This window comes from Luteibacter rhizovicinus DSM 16549 (genome assembly GCF_001887595.1).
GTDB lineage: Bacteria > Pseudomonadota > Gammaproteobacteria > Xanthomonadales > Rhodanobacteraceae > Luteibacter > Luteibacter rhizovicinus.
On sequence record NZ_CP017480.1, the window covers coordinates 3,716,101 to 3,732,951 of the forward strand.

The following is a 16,851-nucleotide window of genomic DNA, read 5'->3' on the forward strand; positions in this document are numbered from 1 at the left end:
TCGATCACCATAGGTGCAGCCTTCGATTGCGGGCGAAGGCGAGCAGGGCCTGGGCCGCGAAGAGGTTGAGGTAGAAGAACGCGAGGGCAATACGCAAGGGCAACAGGCGACCGAGCGTCGGACGCAGGCGAGCCAGGCCGACCATCAGCGCACCGGCGACAAGACAGCAGAACGCGACCGCATACATCGGATGGCGCGTGAACAACACGCCGCTGCTCAGGGTCAGGGTGAGGATGAGCCACGGTGCACACAGGCGAAGGAGCTTGTGGCTGACGAAACGCAACCACAGCGGGTTGCGCCACGGCAGGAGCAGCCAGGGCGCGAGCTGGATCAGCTGGTAGTTGCCAGCCAGCGTACGGATCTTGCGGCGACGCTCGTCTTCGGGCACTTGCGAGGGCTGGTCCCAGGCCATGGCGCGGGGCTCGAAGACCACGCGCTTGCCTTGCGCGGCCACGCGCATGGGTACGAGTACGTCATCGAGGACGGTGCCCGGAGGGATCGGCTGGAACAGGCGGCGGCGCATCGCATAGAGCGCGCCGCTCACGCCGATGGTGGAGCCGGAGCGGCTCTCCGCGTGGCGGATGCCTTTCTCGTAGCGCCAGTAGAAATCGACGCCCTGGGCGAAGCCCGTACGCAGGTTCTCCATATGGAGTTCACCACCGACCGCGCCCACCGTGGGGTCGGCGAGGTTGGCGACCAGTTCGGTCAGCGCGGTGGGCGAAAGCTTCTGGCGGACGTCGGTGAACAACAACACCTCACCGCGCGTCAGGGCCACCGCGTCGTTGAGGCAGGCGGCCTTGCCGCGACGATTCGGGAAATCCAGCACGGTCAAGCGCGGGTCGGTGGAGCGTCGCGCCGTCGTCACCGTGCTGTCGTGACAGCCATCGCAGGCAATCACGATATCGATGAGTTCGGCCGGATAATCCAGCGCCTGCAGGCTGGCCAGCTTCGCGCGGATGAAGCCCGCACCGTCGTGCACGGCGATCACGATGCTCACCGTCGGCAGGATCGCGTGACGCGCTACCGGCTGAGGACGAAGGCGTGCCTGCAGCCAGACGAGCACGGGATAGCCGACGAAGACATGGACCAGCAACAGGGCCGACGTCCAGCAGGCGAGCCAGGCAAGGTGCGAGATCATGGCGTTCCCCCCGGTGCCATCGTGTCAACCTCGCCCGAGCAGGCGACTGAACAGGCCACGTTTCGATGTGGCAGGTGCCGCTGGCGAAGCCAGGGCGAGATCCGCGGCGAGCGTGCCGAGCGTGCCGTTGGCGATATCGAGCAGGTTCAGTTGCACGCCCGTGAGTTTCTGCACGCGCATGGCCATGTCGACGGCGAGCAGGGAGTGACCGCCGACGTCGAAGAAATTGTCGCTGGTGCGGACCCGGCACATGCCCAGGAGCTCCTGCCATACCGCCGCGAGCAGGCGCTCACTTTCCGTATGCGGCTCGTCGCTGCTCGGCGTGCCCTGGCCGGCATGCTGCTCCGTCGGCAGCGGCAGCGCGGCGACGTCCGGCTCCCCCGTCGTCAGCAGCGGCATGGCGTCGAGCAAGGTCAGGCTGGCTGGCATCGACCACGCGGGCAGGTGGGTGGCGAGTGCGGCACGCACACCTTCCACGTCGGGCTGGCAACCTGGCGTCGCGACGGCATAGGCGTCGATGCGCTGGTCGCCGGCGTGACCGGTGCGTGCTACCGCGAGCGCCCGGATGATGCCGGGCTGGGCGAGCAGCAGGGTCTCGATGGCGGTGGGCTCGATGTCGAGGCCGTGGCGGCGAATGCGGCGATCGTCACGGTCGAGCACCTGGACCACGCCATCGGCAAGCCAGCGGCCGCGATAGCCGGTGCGGACGAGGCGATCGTCGCCCGGCTGGCGATCGGCCAGCGCGCGCGTGCCGAACGGCATCGCGAGGCCGCGGCCGGCGATGGCGACTTCGCCGGTCGCGCCGATCGGGGAAGGCTCGCCGTCGTCGTCGAGCATCCAGATTTCGCTGTTGGCCAGCGGCCGCCCTTCATGCAGCGCATCGATCGCAGCGTCCACACGGCCGCAGGTGGCGACGGGCGCCGACAAGGCGTCACCGAACAGCGTCCACAGGCCGGCGGTACGCTCGCTGATGCGCATGGCCAGTTCCGGCGTGGGCGTGCCACCGACGATGGCGGCCTCCAACGTCGGGGCACCGGCCCAGCCCTGCTCGAGCAGCGCGTGCCAGGTTTCCGGTGTGGCGATGAACCGGTCCAGTGGGGTGAGTTCGCCCCGTGCAAGATCCTGTGGCTCCGCCACCACGCATGAGGCGCCGACGGCCAGGGCGAGCAGGGGCTCGATGATCGACAAGGGATCGTTCGCCATCGCGTCGCCACCGATGCGCTGGTCGGCACGCAGGTCGAGTGCCTTGACCAGGCCTTCGACGGTGTTGGTCAGCGAGCGATGGGACAGCGAGGCGCCACGGGCATTGCCGTCGGGCCCCGGTACGTGGAAGGCGATGGCCGCGGCATCGGGTTCGGGATAGGCGCCGACCGGCACGTCGTCCAGAAGCACGCCATCGATTTCGGCGTGGTCCGCGTCGAGCCAGAGCGCGCAGGCGCGCGGCCAGTCCAGCGTGGCTTCCAGTGCGATGTCGCCGATCATCACGGTCATGCGCGCGTCCGCCACGATGTCGCGCAGGCGCGCGGCGGGGTCGGCACGATCCAGTAACAAGGCCGTGCTGCCGGTGTGGGCAATCGCAAGGAGACCGGCGAGACGGTCCGAGCCGGGGTCGACACAGAGGCCGACGACGCTGCCCGCCAGCGCGCCGCGATCGCGCAGCAGGATCGCCATGCGCAGCGCGCGGCGCAGCAAGGCGACGTAGCTGGTGGTGCGCGGTCCGTGGACGACGGCGGGCGCGTCCGGCGCGAGCTTCGCGCGGGCCTCCACCATCGCGTAGAGGTCGAGCGGCAGGTGGGCGTCACTACCCGTGGCGTTCCAGCCGCGCATCTTCTCCCGTTCGGCGGGCGTTGCCGCCGTGAGCGAACCCACCGAGAGCGAGGGATCGGCGGCGACACGCTTCATCATGTCGAGATAGCGCTCGCGCATGAGGCGCGCAGTGCTGGCCTGGAGAAGGTCGGCGTTATAGGTCACGCCACCCACCATGCCGGCGTTGCTCTCGAGGAACCACAGACCGAGGTCCTCCGTCGCGGCGCTCTGGAACAGAAGGATCTGTTCGTGCGCCAGGCCACCCCAGTCGACCGAACGCTGCCGCGCGTCCTGGAACGAGAAAAGTGCCTGGTAAAGCGTGGCGCCGGCGCCGTGGCCGACCTTCAGCTCGCGCTGCAGGTATTCCAGCGGCACATCCGGGTGGCCGAAGGCTTCAATGGCAGTGCGCTTGACGTGGCGTACGAATTCGAGGAAGGACAACGCGGGGTCGACGCTTACATGCAGCGGCAACAGGTTGTTGAAGTAACCCATGACCGACTCGACCTCGGTCTGGTTGCGGCCGCGCACCGGCGTGCCGACGACCAGTTCGTGCTGGCCTGCCGAGCTCGACAGCATGGCGTAGTACAGCGCGAGCAAGGTCATGTTGAGCGTGGCGTCGGCCTGCTTTGCCACCTCGTGCATCGCATCGGTGTCATCGCGGGAGACGCGGATCCACTCGGTGCGACCCAGTCCGGACATGCCGGGGCGGCGCGGATGATCCGTCGGCAGGGCACGCACATCGCCCATCTGGGCAAGGCGCTCGCGCCAGAAGCCGAGTTGCGACTGGAAGGCCGGGGACTCCAGCCAGTGTGAATGCCACTCGGCGAAATCGCCATAGGTCACCGGTAGGGCGGCAAGCGGCGAAGGCAGCCCGGCGACGAAGGCGCGATACAGCGCCGAGAGTTCGTTGTAGAGGATGTCGAACGACCAGCCGTCCCAGATGATGTGGTGCGGCATGAAGAAGAAGGCGTGTTCGTCGGCGGAGAGACGGAACATGCGCGCGCTGAACAACGGCGCGCTACCCAGGTCGAACGGCGTGTCGGTGAGTTCCTGCAGGCGCTGCATCAGGCGCGCCTCGCGCTCCTCGGCGGGCAGGTCGGAGAGGTCTTCGGCCGGGAACAACGGATACGCCAGCTGCGACGAGACGACCTGGGCGATGTCCTGGCCGACGTCGCGGAACGCGGTGCGCATGCTCGGCTGCCGCTGGATCAGTGCCTGGAACGCCATGTCGAAGGCGTGTTCGTCGAGCCGGCCGCGCAGGCGATGCGCCGACGGCGCGTTATAGGTGACGCGGCCGGGATGCATGCGTTCGAGCGCCCAGAGGCGGCGCTGCATGAGCGACAGCGGCGCGTGATCCTGCTCGGCGCGGTGATCGATCGGAGCGGCGGCCGGCGCGCTGCCGCTGGCGACCTGCGAGCCGATCGCGGCAGCGAGCTGTTCGATGGTGGGCGCGTCGAACAGCGTGCGGAACGACAGCGTGACGTCGAATTCGCGATTGAGCCGGGCCGTCAGCTGTGCGGCCAGCAGGCTGTGGCCACCCAGCGCGAAGAAGTCGTCGCGTACGTCGAGATCGGGCAGGCTGAGTACCGCCTCCATGGCGGCGGCGACGCGACGCTCGTCCTCGTTGCGTGGCGCCATGCGCTCGCCGGGCGTCGCCACGGAGTGTGCGATCGGCGGCGGCAGCGCCTTGCGGTCGATCTTGCCGTTAGGCATCAGGGGGATGGCGTCGAGTGTGAGGATGTGCTGCGGGATCATGTAGTCGGGCAGTCGTGAACGCAGGCGCGAGCGCAACGTCTCCTCGCTGACCGTCGCCCCGTCGCGACCCACCACGTAGGCCACCAGACGCACGTCGCCGGGGCGGTCTTCGCGCGCGATGACGACGGCACGACCGACGTCGGGGCTATCGGCGATCACGCTTTCGATCTCGCCGGGCTCGATGCGATAGCCGCGCACCTTCACCTGGAAATCCAGGCGGCCGAGGTGCTCGATCATGCCGTTGGCCAGCCAGCGGCCGCGATCGCCCGTGCGATACATGCGCGAATCCGGGGTTTCCGACCAGGGATCGGGAATGAAACGTTCGGCGGTGAGCTGCGGACGGTCGAGATAGCCGAGCGTGACACCGGCGCCGCCGATGTGGATTTCGCCGGGAATGCCGAGTGGGCAATGGTTGCCGCGCTCGTCGAGGATATGCACGGTGGTGTTCGCGATGGGACGACCGATGTAGATGCCCTCGCGCGGGTCGGACACGCGCCAGTAGGTCGAATAGACCGTCGTTTCGGTCGGGCCGTAGCCGTTCCACACTTCACCGCAGCGATCGAGCAGGGCTTCGGCCAGGTCGACCGGCAGCGGCTCACCGCCGGAGACGGCGCGGAATGCCGGACGACCGTGCCACCCGGCATCGACGAGCAGACGCCATCCGGCCGGCGTGGCCTGCATCATCGTCGCATCCACGTCTTCGATCAGCCGGCGCAGCTGGCCGCCGTCGCGCACATCGTCACGACCGGCAACGACGATTTCGGCGCCGCTGGTCAGCGGGAGCATCAGCTCCATGAAAGCGATGTCGAACGAGAGCGTGGTCACCGCGACCAGCCGATCGTCCGGCGCGATGCCGGGCACGCGCTGCATGCTGGTCAGGAAGTTGGCCGCGGCGCGGTGCGGCACCCGCACGCCCTTCGGGCGACCGGTCGAGCCGGAGGTGAAGATCACATAGGCGACCGAGTCGGGTGTCGCCGCCTTGCGGTTGCGCTCCGGGCGGTCGAACGAGGCGTGGACCACTTCATCGCTGGCGAGCGAAAGCACGCGCGTCGGATCGAAGGGAAAGGCCAGTGGTGCGCTGTCGTCGATGACGAGGGCCGCCAGGGCGGCGTCTTCGGCCATGAAGGTGAGGCGGTCGGCAGGGAAGGTCGGGTCCAGTGGGACGTAGCCGGCACCGGACTTGAGCACGCCGAGCACGCCAGCGACCATGTCCAGTCCGCGCGACAGCGACAGTCCGACCAGGTCGCCGTGACCGATGCCACGATCGCGCAAGGCGTTGGCGACACGGTTGGAGCGTGACTCCAGCGCGGCGTAGCTGAGCGAACGGTCGGCGTGACGGACGGCCGAACGCTCGGGTGCGCGGTCCACCTGTTGTTCGAAGAACTCGTGCGCGAGGCGCAGTTCCGGGAACGGCGTCGGCGCGGGTTGCAGCGCGGCCAGTTCGCGGTACACCGCGTCGGAAACGATCGGCAGCGCCACGGCCGCGGCAGTCGGGTCGAGCGCTGCCTGGCGAAGGAGCATCGCATACGCGTCGAGCCAGCCCTGGATCGTCGCGCCATCGAACAGGTCGGCGTTGTACTGGCATTCCAGGCGCAAGGCGCCATCGACCTGCACGGCGTTGATGAAGAGTTCGAAGTTCTCGTACGCGCGCGGCACGGCTTCCACGTCGAAGCGCAGGCCCGGGAACGTCACCGTGCTCTCGTCGAGTTGCGCATCGAGGTTGAACAGCACGGTGACCAGGGGCAGGCGCGAGGGATCGCGCGCGATCGACAGGCGGGCGAGCAGGCTGCCCAGCGTATAGCGTTGGTGATCGAAGGCATCGAGGAGGTCGTTGCGCACCGTGCCGAGGAGCTGCGCGAAGGTGGCTGTGTCGTCGACCTGGGTCCGCAAGGGCAGGACGTTGACGCAATGGCCGACCAGGGTGTCATGGCCTTCCGCCGCCTGGCCTGCGGAAGGCATGCCGATGACGACGTCGTCCTGCCCCGCGATACGGCGGAGCAGGACGGCGAAGGCGGTCAGCAGCGTGGCGTAGAAACTCGCGCCATGCGCCGCGCCCAGGCGCTTGATCGCGGCGACATCGGTCGGGTCCAGCGTGCGGTCTTCGCGCCGTGAGGTGAACGACCGACGGCGGGGGCGGGAACGGTCCGTGGGGAGGTCGAGCACGGGCGCGGAGCCGGCGAACCGGCCGAGCCAGTACTGTTCGTCCTCGCGGGCCGCCCCGGTGCCGGCGTGCGCAGCCTCGGCCAACGCGAAGTTCGAGAACGCGCCGGCGGGGGCAGGGCCTGCGCCCTGTCCCGTGCCCTGCGCGTAAAGGGCGGCGAGATCGCGCACGATCACGCCGAACGACCAGCCGTCGCAGACGATGTGGTGCGCGGCAAGGGTAAGCAGGTGACGGTCCGCGGCGAGGCGGAAGACTTCCGCGCGCACCAGCGGGCCGTGCTCGAGATCGAACGGTGTGGTGACGATGCGGTGGAACGCGTTCATGATCCTGGCGTCGCTCTCGAAGGGCGCGAGCAGCGAGAGATCGTGGAAGGCGATCGGCAGCGTGGTGTGTTCGGCGATGAAGAGGTTTTCGCCGTCACCGCTGAACGTGGCCCGTAGCGCCTCGTGACGATCGACGATCGCCTGCAGGGCGGATTCGAGAGCCGGCACGTCGAGCGAGCCCTTGAGGTTGATCGACACCGCTTCGTTGTATGCCAGCGAGGCTTCCGGCTCCAGCCGGGATGCCAGCCACACCTCGCGTTGGGGCTCCGTGGTCGGCACGAGCCGCGACAGCGGCGTACCGGCGAAGGGGTCATAGTCGACCGCTGTGGCGGCGGCCAGCTCGTTCGGCATCATGCGGTGACCCTCAGGTACTTGCCCGGCGCATCCGGGTTGGGAACGAACCACGCGGGACGACCTTCGGGATCCTTGCCCAGGCGCGCACCCGGCATGGGCGGACGCTCGGCATCGAAGGAGGCCGTCTCGCGGCGGCGCGGCAGGAATTCGGCTTCCTGCATTTCAAGAATCGATTCACGGAACGCGGCGACGATGGCGGCGAAATCCGCCTCGCTGTGCGACGTGGTGAAGAAGCAGGGGAAGTTGTCGAGGATATGGATGCCGCGGCTGCGCATCATGGCGAAGAGCAGGTCCTGCAGCGGGTGATCCTCGGTGAAGGTGGTCTTCCACACCGAGGCGAAGTGCACCACGTGGATCGGCGCACCGACGCTGACGCAGAACGCGTTGAGTTCCCCGGCCATGGCGGTGACCTTGGCGTTCAGTGTGGCCTGCAGTTGGCCGCCCTCGTTGGTGAGATGCGTGAGCACGGCGTGTGCCGCGGCCAGGGCGAGCGGGTGGCGGACGAAGGTGCCGGCGAAATAGGTCACGCCGACGGTCGGCGTGGAATCGTCGCCGAAGCGCCAGTGACCGCCGTCGAGCGCGTCCATGAAGCGGCGCTTGCCGGCGATGACCCCGATCGGGAAGCCACCGCCGACGACCTTGCCATACGAAGCCATGTCCGCGTCGATGCCGAGCACGGCCTGGGCGCCCCGCGGGTGCGCGCGGAAGCCGGTGACCACTTCGTCGAAGATCAGCAGGGAGCCGGCTTCCTCGGTGATCGCACGCAGTTCCTGCAGGAACTCCACCGGCTGGAAGTCGGGGCGACGGCTCTGAACCGGCTCGACCAGGACGGCGGCGATCTCCGACGCGCGCTCACGGATGATCTGCAGCGACTCGGGCGTGCCGTAGTCGAGCACGAGCACATGCTCGGAGGTGTTGCGCAGGATGCCCGGCGCGGCCGGCACGGACTTCAGCTTCTTCGTGCCGCGCACGATCACTTCGTCGAAGATGCCGTGGTACGAACCGGTGAAGATCACCAGGGTGTCGCGACCGGTGACGGTGCGCGCGACGCGCACACAGCCCATGACCGCCTCGGAACCCGTGTTGCACAAAGCGGCGCGGTCGAAACCGGTGAGGTCGCAGACCTGCTTCGCGACGACGCCCGCCAGCGGATGCTGGGGGCCGATTTCGTACCCGGCGTCGAGCTGCTTGCGCACGGCGTCGAGGACGAAATCAGGCTGCCAGCCGAACAGGTTCATGCCGAAGCCGTTCAGGGCGTCGACATAGCCGTTGCCGTCGAGGTCCCAGACTTTCGGGCCCTTGGAACGCTCGATCACGATCTGGTAGACGATTTCCTTCAGCAGGGGACGGAAGCCGTTGACCACGCGCGGGTCGGCGAGGTGACCACGGTGTTCCTCGGTATAGGCCTTGGAGGTCTTCGTGCGCTCGATGTAGCGGCGCATGAAGGCGTCCAGGCGCGCGCGCTGCCGCCCGGTGAGTTCGGTCGCGCCATGGTGGATACGCGCGATGGCGCCGAAGGCCTTCTTGACGTCGTAAGTGGTGTGGGCCAGCGCGGCCTCTTCGTCCGTTCCGGCCGCCTGGCCCTGTGTGGGGCTAGAGCTCTGTGTGGGAGCCGCTTCAGCGGCGATGGGAGCTTGCGGCGAACTGGCTATCGCCGCTGAAGCGGCTCCCACAGGAGCGGCTCCCACAGAAGCAGGTGATGCGGGAGCGGCGGCTCCCGCCAGCAACGCCAGCTGTTCCCGCATGATCTGCATTTGCTGCGCGATCACGTCCTGGACCAGCCCGCCGCCCATGGCCATCGGCATGGGCGCCGCCGCCGTGACAGGCGCGGCGACGGCCGCGGCCACGGGCGCCACCGGCTGGGCTTCAGCCGGCAACAGGCGATCGATGTGCGCCGCGAGCCGTTCGAACGACGAGCAGCCGTCCATCAGTTCGCGGAAGGTGATCTTCAATGCGTAGGTCTTTTGCAGCTGCAGCGCCACCTGGGTGAGCGACAGCGAGTCCAGGCCCAGCTCCACGAAATGGGCTCCCGGATCGACACCTTCGAGCTCGGTACCCGAAACATCCTCGAAGAGGGCGAGGAGCTCGCCGACGAGGCGCTGCGGACGGGCGTTGCTGGTGGGGGCGGAAGGCATCGGCATGAGGGGCTCCGGAACGACGGGAGAAGCAGGAGAAAGGGCGGCGGCGATCGGCGTCACGGACGCCGGCAGGCGTGCCTCGATCCAATGCCGCTTGCGCTCGAAGGGATAGGTAGGCAGGCGCACGTGACGCCGGTTCTCCCGGTGGTCGAATGCGTCGGTGTCGATCGCGACGCCGGCAGACCACAGTGCACCGGCAGCCCCGAGCCACGCGCTGCGCTCGTCGGCGGGACCGTCACCGAGTGAGGCGACGATCGTGCGACCACGGCTCTGCGAGTGCTGGCGGGCGAGCAGGGCGAGACTGGGACGCGGGCCGACTTCGAGGAAGGCGTGCGTGCCGTCGTCCAGCGTGTGTTGCAGCGCCGGCGAGAACCGCACGGTGTGACGCATGTGCTGTGCCCAGTAGTCCGGCGAGATGGCTTCCTCGTCGGTCAGCGGCAGTCCGGTCAGCGTGGAGACGATGCGGATGCGTGGCGTGGCGAGCGGCACGGCGGCTACTTCGGCACGGAACGCCTCCAGCGCGGGATCCATCATCGCCGAGTGGAAGGCGTGCGAGGTGTGGAGGACGCGACAGGCGACGCCCTCGGCCTCGAGGATCGCCTGGAAGGCCTCGACGGCATCCGTGTCACCGGAGACGACGCTGGCGTTCGGCGCGTTCTCGGCGGCCAGGGAAAGCGTGTCCGGCAGGCGCGCGCGCAGTTCGGCGGCGCCCAGGCGAACGGAGAGCATGGACCCCGCAGGAAGCGCCTGCATCAGGCGGCCACGGCGGGCGACGAGCCGGGCTGCGTCAGCCAGTGACATGACGCCGGCGAGTGCCGCGGCGGCGAATTCGCCGACGCTATGGCCGATCATCGCGACAGGTTGCACGCCGAGGCTCATCCACAGCTGGGCGAGCGCATATTCCAGGGCGAAGGTGGCCGGTTGGGTCAGCTCGGTCGCCTTGAGGGCATCGGCGTCGCCGGTGAACATCTTCTCGCGCAGATCGAAGCCCAGTACGTCGCGCAAGGCAGCGGCCACCTCGTCGAGAGCAGCGCGGAATGCGGGCTCCGTCGCGTGCAGCTCGCGGCCCATGCCGGCGTACTGCGAGCCCTGTCCCGGGAAGAGGAAGACCAGGCCCGGCGCCGGCGTGGCGCAGGCACGGCACATGGCGGCTGCGGCGATATCGCGAAGCTTCGACATCGCATCGTTAGTGGAAACAGCGACAACGTGGCTGCGCTGCACGAAGGCCTTGCGGCCGCGAGCGAGCGTCCACGCGGTGTCGGCCAGGTTGCCGTCCGGATGCGCGGCGAGATGATCGGCAAGCCGTGCAGCGGCGTGGCCGAGCGCGGTGGGCGTGCGGGCGGAGAGCAGCAGCAACTGCGGGCCGCTGGCGACATCGGACGGTGTGCGTTCCGGTGCCTCCTCGAGAATCACGTGGGCGTTCGTGCCGCCGACACCGAACGAGCTCACGCCGGCGCGCAGTGGACCGCCGGCGGTCTGCCACGGACGCAGCGTGTCGTTCACGATGAACGGCGAATCGGCAAGATTGAGCCGCGGGTTGGCGGCGGTGAAGTGCAGGGATGGCGGAAGCCGACGCTCGCAAAGGGCCAGCGAGGTCTTGATCACGCTCGCGGCGCCGGCTGCCATCACGAGATGGCCGACATTGCTCTTCAGCGAGCCCAGGGCGCAGAAACCCTTGTCGGTGGTGCCTTGACGAAACGCCTGGGTCAGGCCTTCCAGTTCGATCGGGTCGCCGAGCGGGGTGGCGGTGCCATGCGCCTCGACGTAGGAGATGTCGCGCGGGGAAACGCCAGCATCGTCCAGGGCCATCGTGATGACGGCCGCCTGTCCCGCGGCATTCGGCGCGGTGAAACTCGCCTTGACGCCACCATCGTTGTTGACGGCGACGCCGCGAATCACCGAGTAGATCGGATCGCCATCGCGCAGCGCATCGGAAAGTCGCTTGAGCAACACCACGGCGGCGCCGTCGCTGAACACGGTGCCCTGTGCGTTGGCGTCGAACGTGCGCGTATGCCCATCGGGTGACAGCATCGATCCTTCCTGCGCCACGTAACCGCTGTTCGGCGGGCAGGAGATCGACGAGCCACCGGCGAGCGCCATGCTGCAGCGTCCGGCGCGCAGGGCGTCGAAGGCCTGGGCAATAGCGACCAGCGAGGTGGAACAGGCCGTATTCACGCTGATCGCCGGGCCGGTCAGGTTGAGCTTGTGCGCGACGCGCGTGGCCAGGTAATCCTTCTCGTTGCCGAGCATCACCTGGAAGGCGCCGAGCTTGTCGATGAGGTCGGGACGGCCGTTGATGTGCTTCTGGAAATAGGTGGCGTTGTGCATGCCGCCAAACACGCCCACTGGCGTGTCCTGGGCGTCCGGCACATAGCCGCCGCGCTCGAGGCACTCCCAGCACAGCTCCAGGAACAGGCGCTGCTGCGGATCGGTCAGCTCGGCCTCGCGCGGCGACATGCCGAAGAAGCTGGCGTCGAACTGTTCGACATCGTCGATCACGCCGCGCGCGGCGACGTAGCCGGGATCGTCCCGATCCGTCTGGCTCACCGCCGGGTCCAGTTCGCCCGGGGCGAAGAAGCGGATCGATTCGCGCCCTGCGCAGAGGTTGTCCCAGAAAGTCTCGACGTCGGGCGCACCAGGGAAACGACCGGCCATGGCGATGATCGCCACCGGCTCGCCGGCGTGCGGCGTGCCACCCGACAAGCGTCCTGCCAGGGCCTGACGGGTGGCACGACCTTCGATCGTGGCCGCGACGGCAGCCGGTGTCGGCTCGGCGAAGAAGCCGACCAGGGATGGGGTCGGCGACAGTTCCTCGTGCACGCGAGTCATGGCGCGCGTTGCAAGAAGAGAGCTGCCGCCGAGGTCGAAGAAGTTATCGTCGCGGCCGACGGCATCCAGGTCCAGCGTGTCGGCGAAGATGGCGCAGAGGCGTGTCTCGATGTCGCCGCGTGGTGCGACGAAGGGCGCGGCCAACTCGGGGCGGGCACGGGTGGGTGCCGGCAGGGCGCGGCGATCGAGCTTGCCGTTGTCGTTCACCGGGAGCGCGTCGAGGCGCATCCACGCCACCGGGAGCATGTATTCGGGAAGAGTCAGGGCGAGCGCGTCGCGCAAGCCGCGCGCAGTCACCGCGGCGTTCTGGGCGACATAGTAGGCGACGAGACGCTTCTGGCCCGGCGTGTCTTCACGCGCGATCACCGCGGCCGCGGTCACGCCGGGCAGGGCGCGCAGCGCGATGTCGATCTCGCCGGTCTCGATGCGGTAACCGCGGATCTTCACCTGGCCGTCGACGCGACCGACGAAGGCGAGATTGCCATCGGGAAGCCAGTGCACCAGATCGCCGGTGCGATAACGCGAACCCCCGGCGACGAAGCGCTCGGCGGTGAGTTCGGGGCGGTTGAGGTAGCCCCGTGCGACGCCCGTGCCACCAATGTACAGTTCGCCTGTCTCGCCGGCGGTGACTTCGTTCCCGGCCTCGTCAAGCACGTGCAGCGAGGTCTCACCGATCGGCATGCCGATGGGAATCGCGTGGAGTTCGTCGGGAAGTTCGCGCGGGATGCGATACGTCGTCGCGAACGTCGTGCATTCGGTCGGGCCATAGCCGTTCATCAGTAGCGTGGCAGGTAGGGCGGCGTATGCCTTGCGTACGTGGGGTACCGACAACGCTTCGCCGCCGGTGAGGATCACGCGCAGGCCGGAGAGATGGGTCGCGTCGTCGTCGACGATGGCATTGAACAGTGCCGCCGTAATCCAGGCGATCTCCGCACCGTGACGCTCCACGGCAAGCGCGATACCGCAACCGGTCGGCACGCGCTCGCGATACACCACGCAGGTACCGCCATTGAGCAACGGTGCGAAGATTTCCAGTGTCGACGCATCGAAGCCCAGCGGCGCCGCATGCAGAACTTTAGGCGCATCGAAGTCGATGAAGTCCGACTTGAGGACAAGACGAAGAATCGACGCATGCCGAATCTCCACACCCTTGGGCGTCCCCGTCGACCCCGACGTATACATCGCATAAGCCAGATCGCCACCGGAACCCTGCTGAACCACTTGCTCCTGTGGGAGCCGCTTCAGCGGCGATGGGTGCTCGCCAAACTCCCCCAACCCCGCCACCGTAAACACCGGAACGTCCTCGACAGAGAGGTCGAGTCCCTCATCCACCACCACCGCCGCCACATCCGCATCCCGCAGCGCAAACGCCACCCGCTCGGCCGGCCAGCGCGTATCGATAGGCAGATAGGCCGCACCGGCCTTCAACACCCCGAACACCGCCACGATCGCTTCGACCGAACGCTCCATCAGCAAGGCGACGTAACTACCCGGTTCCACGCCAGCGGCGGCCAGCGCGCCGGCGACGGCATCGCTGCGTGCGTCGAGTTCGGCGTAGGTGAGGCTCGACAGGTCGGACGCGACGGCGATCCGCTCCGCGCAGGCTTTCGCCACAGCGCTGAAACGCCCGTGGACGGTCCCGTTGTCGTGCCGTGCGGTGGTAAATACGTCGTTCATCGTGCTGCCTCGTACCCGTGGGGAGAGCACGAAGGCATAGGCCGAAAGGAAGAGGCGGCAACAGGTAAACCCGGCGAAGCGCATCGCGCGTCGCGGCGGCTCACCGTATGGCCCCTGTCATCCCTCATCCAGCGTGCCGTGCCTTCGGCTTTCATGCGATCCCCCTTCACGCGAGCGGGGCAGGATGACCCCGTCGCGGCTGTGGAATCTTTATAGCCCCCAGGTGGGGGACGGCATATACAACTGGCGCGCTAGCCGGGGTGGGCAAATGGCCGAGGGGCGAGGGCCCGGAGAGGAAAAGGAAAGGCCCCGCTCAGCAGCGCGGGGCCTTTATGCGGCGACTTGTCAACGCTAGTTGCTGCTCAACGAAAGCGCGATGCGATCGTCTTGCACTCAGCCGACCGCGTCATGCTTTCATCTTGATGTTGTCCAGCGACGCAAAAACGCCGACGGGTGAATTCACGATGGGAACCAAACGAATCAGGTCGATGCGGTCCTTTCCGTTCCAACGCAACGTCAAGCGGGCAGGTGCCGTTGGTAAATCGACCTCGTCCACCAGGGTGCCGCCGAGACCGCTGAACGCTTGCAGTTTGCATGGCAAATTGGGATGGCCCGACGCGCCCATGGATACCTCTTTGGACGGGATTTTAAGTGCCATTGTCAACGGTGCGTCGCCTGGATGCAGGTATGCCGTATTGACATGTACGCAATGTCCTGAAATATAAGGACTCGAGCCGTTCCACTGGGTGATCGTGGAAGTGTCATTTAGAGCATTCGCGGTGATGACCATCGTTTCGGTCTCGAGTCTGGGATAGATATCGCCAAGAGCCGTTGCTTCAAAGGTCTCTGTTGCCTCCGCCATATCGATACGAAACGCCGCCGTCTCGGACGGTACCGCCGGATCGACACCCAACCGCTTCACGCTATAGCTGACGACGACGTTGCCTCCCGTGTTCTGCGTGATGAAGGCACGATCGGCGTAGTCGGGCGGCGGCTTGGTCGCATCGGCGACCTTGTAGATCTGCGTACGGGTGGACACGCTGCCTACCCAGCTGTAGGTGATCTCGTCGCCCTTGGCGATGCCCGGATAGAGCGGTGCACGCAAGGTCGCCTGTTCGGCGGCCGGATCGAGAAAGCCGTTCACCACTTCGTCCACGGTGGGCACCGGCAGCGGTTGCTCGACACCGACATGCCGGATACGCAAGGGCAGTCGCACTGACTCGCGCGCGGCGAGTGCCCGCGCGAAGGCCTTGCCGCGAGCACTGAAGGGCACGACGCGGTAATAGACGTCCGCATGGCCGTCGAGGAACTTCAGGATCTCGGCCTGGGTGACAAGCACCGTCAACGGCGCGACGCTGCTGATCTGCCGGTCAATCTCGTAGTGCACGGGTGTGCCGTTGGCGGCGCGGCCATCCCAGATCAGGGTCACGGTGTCGAAGGCGAGCATGCCCGGGTAATCGATGGTGACGTGGGCGGGGTTGGCGGCGTCCGGATCGAGCTGGTCGACGGTGCCGTCGCCGTCGCTGTCGACGGCTTCGGCGATCACCGGCGCGGGAAGATCGCCCACCGCCTGGCCGAGCACCGGCAGCCAGACGCTGTGGGATTCGGGAACGGGTCTGCCTTCGACGGTGTACCACACGCGCAGCGTGCCGCCGGCGAGCGCGACGGCGGTGGCGTTAGGCACGGTGAAGGTCAGTCCGTACCCGGGCTCGGGCATGGTCTGTGCCGGGCTGTCGTAAGTATGCGTTTGGCCATCGAAGGCGATGCCGTGCGTGTGCACGATCACCTGATCGCCGGCGACCGCGCCCTCGTAGTCAGGCGTGAAGACGACGAGATCCGCGCTGCCCAGCGCGGCCAGATCGATCTGGGTCCACGGCACGTCCTTGTCGCCCACGTGCGGGGCGAGAAACAGGCCGGGATCTTCCAGGCGCACGTCGACGACGGTCTCCGGCGCCCAGCCGGACCAGTTGGCGACGACATCGTGCACGCCCCAGGTCACCGGCACGGCGGGGCCGACACCGGCGTCGAGGATTTCGGCGGCAGTGAGGGTCACGCTGACGGCTTCAGGAAACGGCTGCGTGAGCGACGGCGCGAAGAAGTTGGCCCCGTTCCAGGCCACGACCATGACATCGCCCAGGGCGGGATTGATCCACAGCGGTGCGATGATCGTGACCTGGGTTGCATCGACAGGTACCGGGTTGGGCGTCACGGCAGCCGCCGACAGGTTCTCGTTGATGTCCGGCGTGCCCGGATGCGGATCCAGGCCACCGGGCACCGTCCGCTTGACCTTGATGAGCACGGGGTCCGAATCCTCTTCGCCGCCACCCTGGGTGTAGGTCGCGGTGTAGCTGAGCACCTTGTCGCCATCGCCGGCATCGGCGATCCTGCCGTTGAGTACCGCGATGGGAAAGGCGCCCTGGTTCAGATCCTCGAGCGTGATCGAGTGCAACTTCACCGCCGAGCCAGCCCAGAACACCGTGACGGTGTCATTGGGCTTGGCGCTGACAAGCGGACCAACCTCGATATAGGTGGACTCGGTGCGATCGAACAGGTCGTAGTAACCCAGTCCGCCATCGCGCGCGGTGCCGATGCTGGCAGGTGGCAGGGTGGTTTGTGTCGCGGAGATCGTGTTGGAAGACATGGGTACCGTTCCTTGGTGGCATGTGTGGA

Annotated in this window: 4 protein-coding genes; all 4 read right to left on the minus strand. The window is 67.5% G+C overall.

All coding sequences use genetic code 11. The features are described 5' to 3' along the window. Window positions 1–4 precede the first annotated feature (4 nt). Entirely contained in the window at window positions 5–1,138 is a 1,134-nt protein-coding gene (locus BJI69_RS17100; protein ID WP_046966680.1) for a glycosyltransferase family 2 protein, read from the minus strand. 24 nt (window positions 1,139–1,162) lie between these two features. Continuing rightward, window positions 1,163–7,537 (minus strand): non-ribosomal peptide synthetase, encoded by a 6,375-nt coding sequence (locus BJI69_RS17105; RefSeq protein WP_052767065.1) that lies wholly within the window; start codon window positions 7,535–7,537, stop codon window positions 1,163–1,165. After that, the gene (locus BJI69_RS17110) at window positions 7,534–14,181 is read right to left on the minus strand and encodes a type I polyketide synthase (protein WP_052767066.1); all 6,648 of its coding nucleotides are present in this window, start codon (window positions 14,179–14,181) and stop codon (window positions 7,534–7,536) included. Before BJI69_RS17110 ends, BJI69_RS17105 begins: the two co-directional genes overlap by 4 nt. A 406-nt stretch (window positions 14,182–14,587) precedes the next feature. Continuing rightward, entirely contained in the window at window positions 14,588–16,822 is a 2,235-nt protein-coding gene (locus tag BJI69_RS17115; RefSeq protein WP_046966681.1) for a hypothetical protein, read from the minus strand. Window positions 16,823–16,851: the final 29 nt, after the last annotated feature.

Coding starts and splice junctions, on each gene's coding strand:
- BJI69_RS17100 (WP_046966680.1), bottom strand. CDS start 1,138: ATGATCTCGCACCTTGCCTGGCTCGCCTGCTGGACGTCGGCCCTGTTG.
- BJI69_RS17105 (WP_052767065.1), bottom strand. CDS start 7,537: ATGATGCCGAACGAGCTGGCCGCCGCCACAGCGGTCGACTATGACCCC.
- BJI69_RS17110 (WP_052767066.1), bottom strand. CDS start 14,181: ATGAACGACGTATTTACCACCGCACGGCACGACAACGGGACCGTCCAC.
- BJI69_RS17115 (WP_046966681.1), bottom strand. CDS start 16,822: ATGTCTTCCAACACGATCTCCGCGACACAAACCACCCTGCCACCTGCC.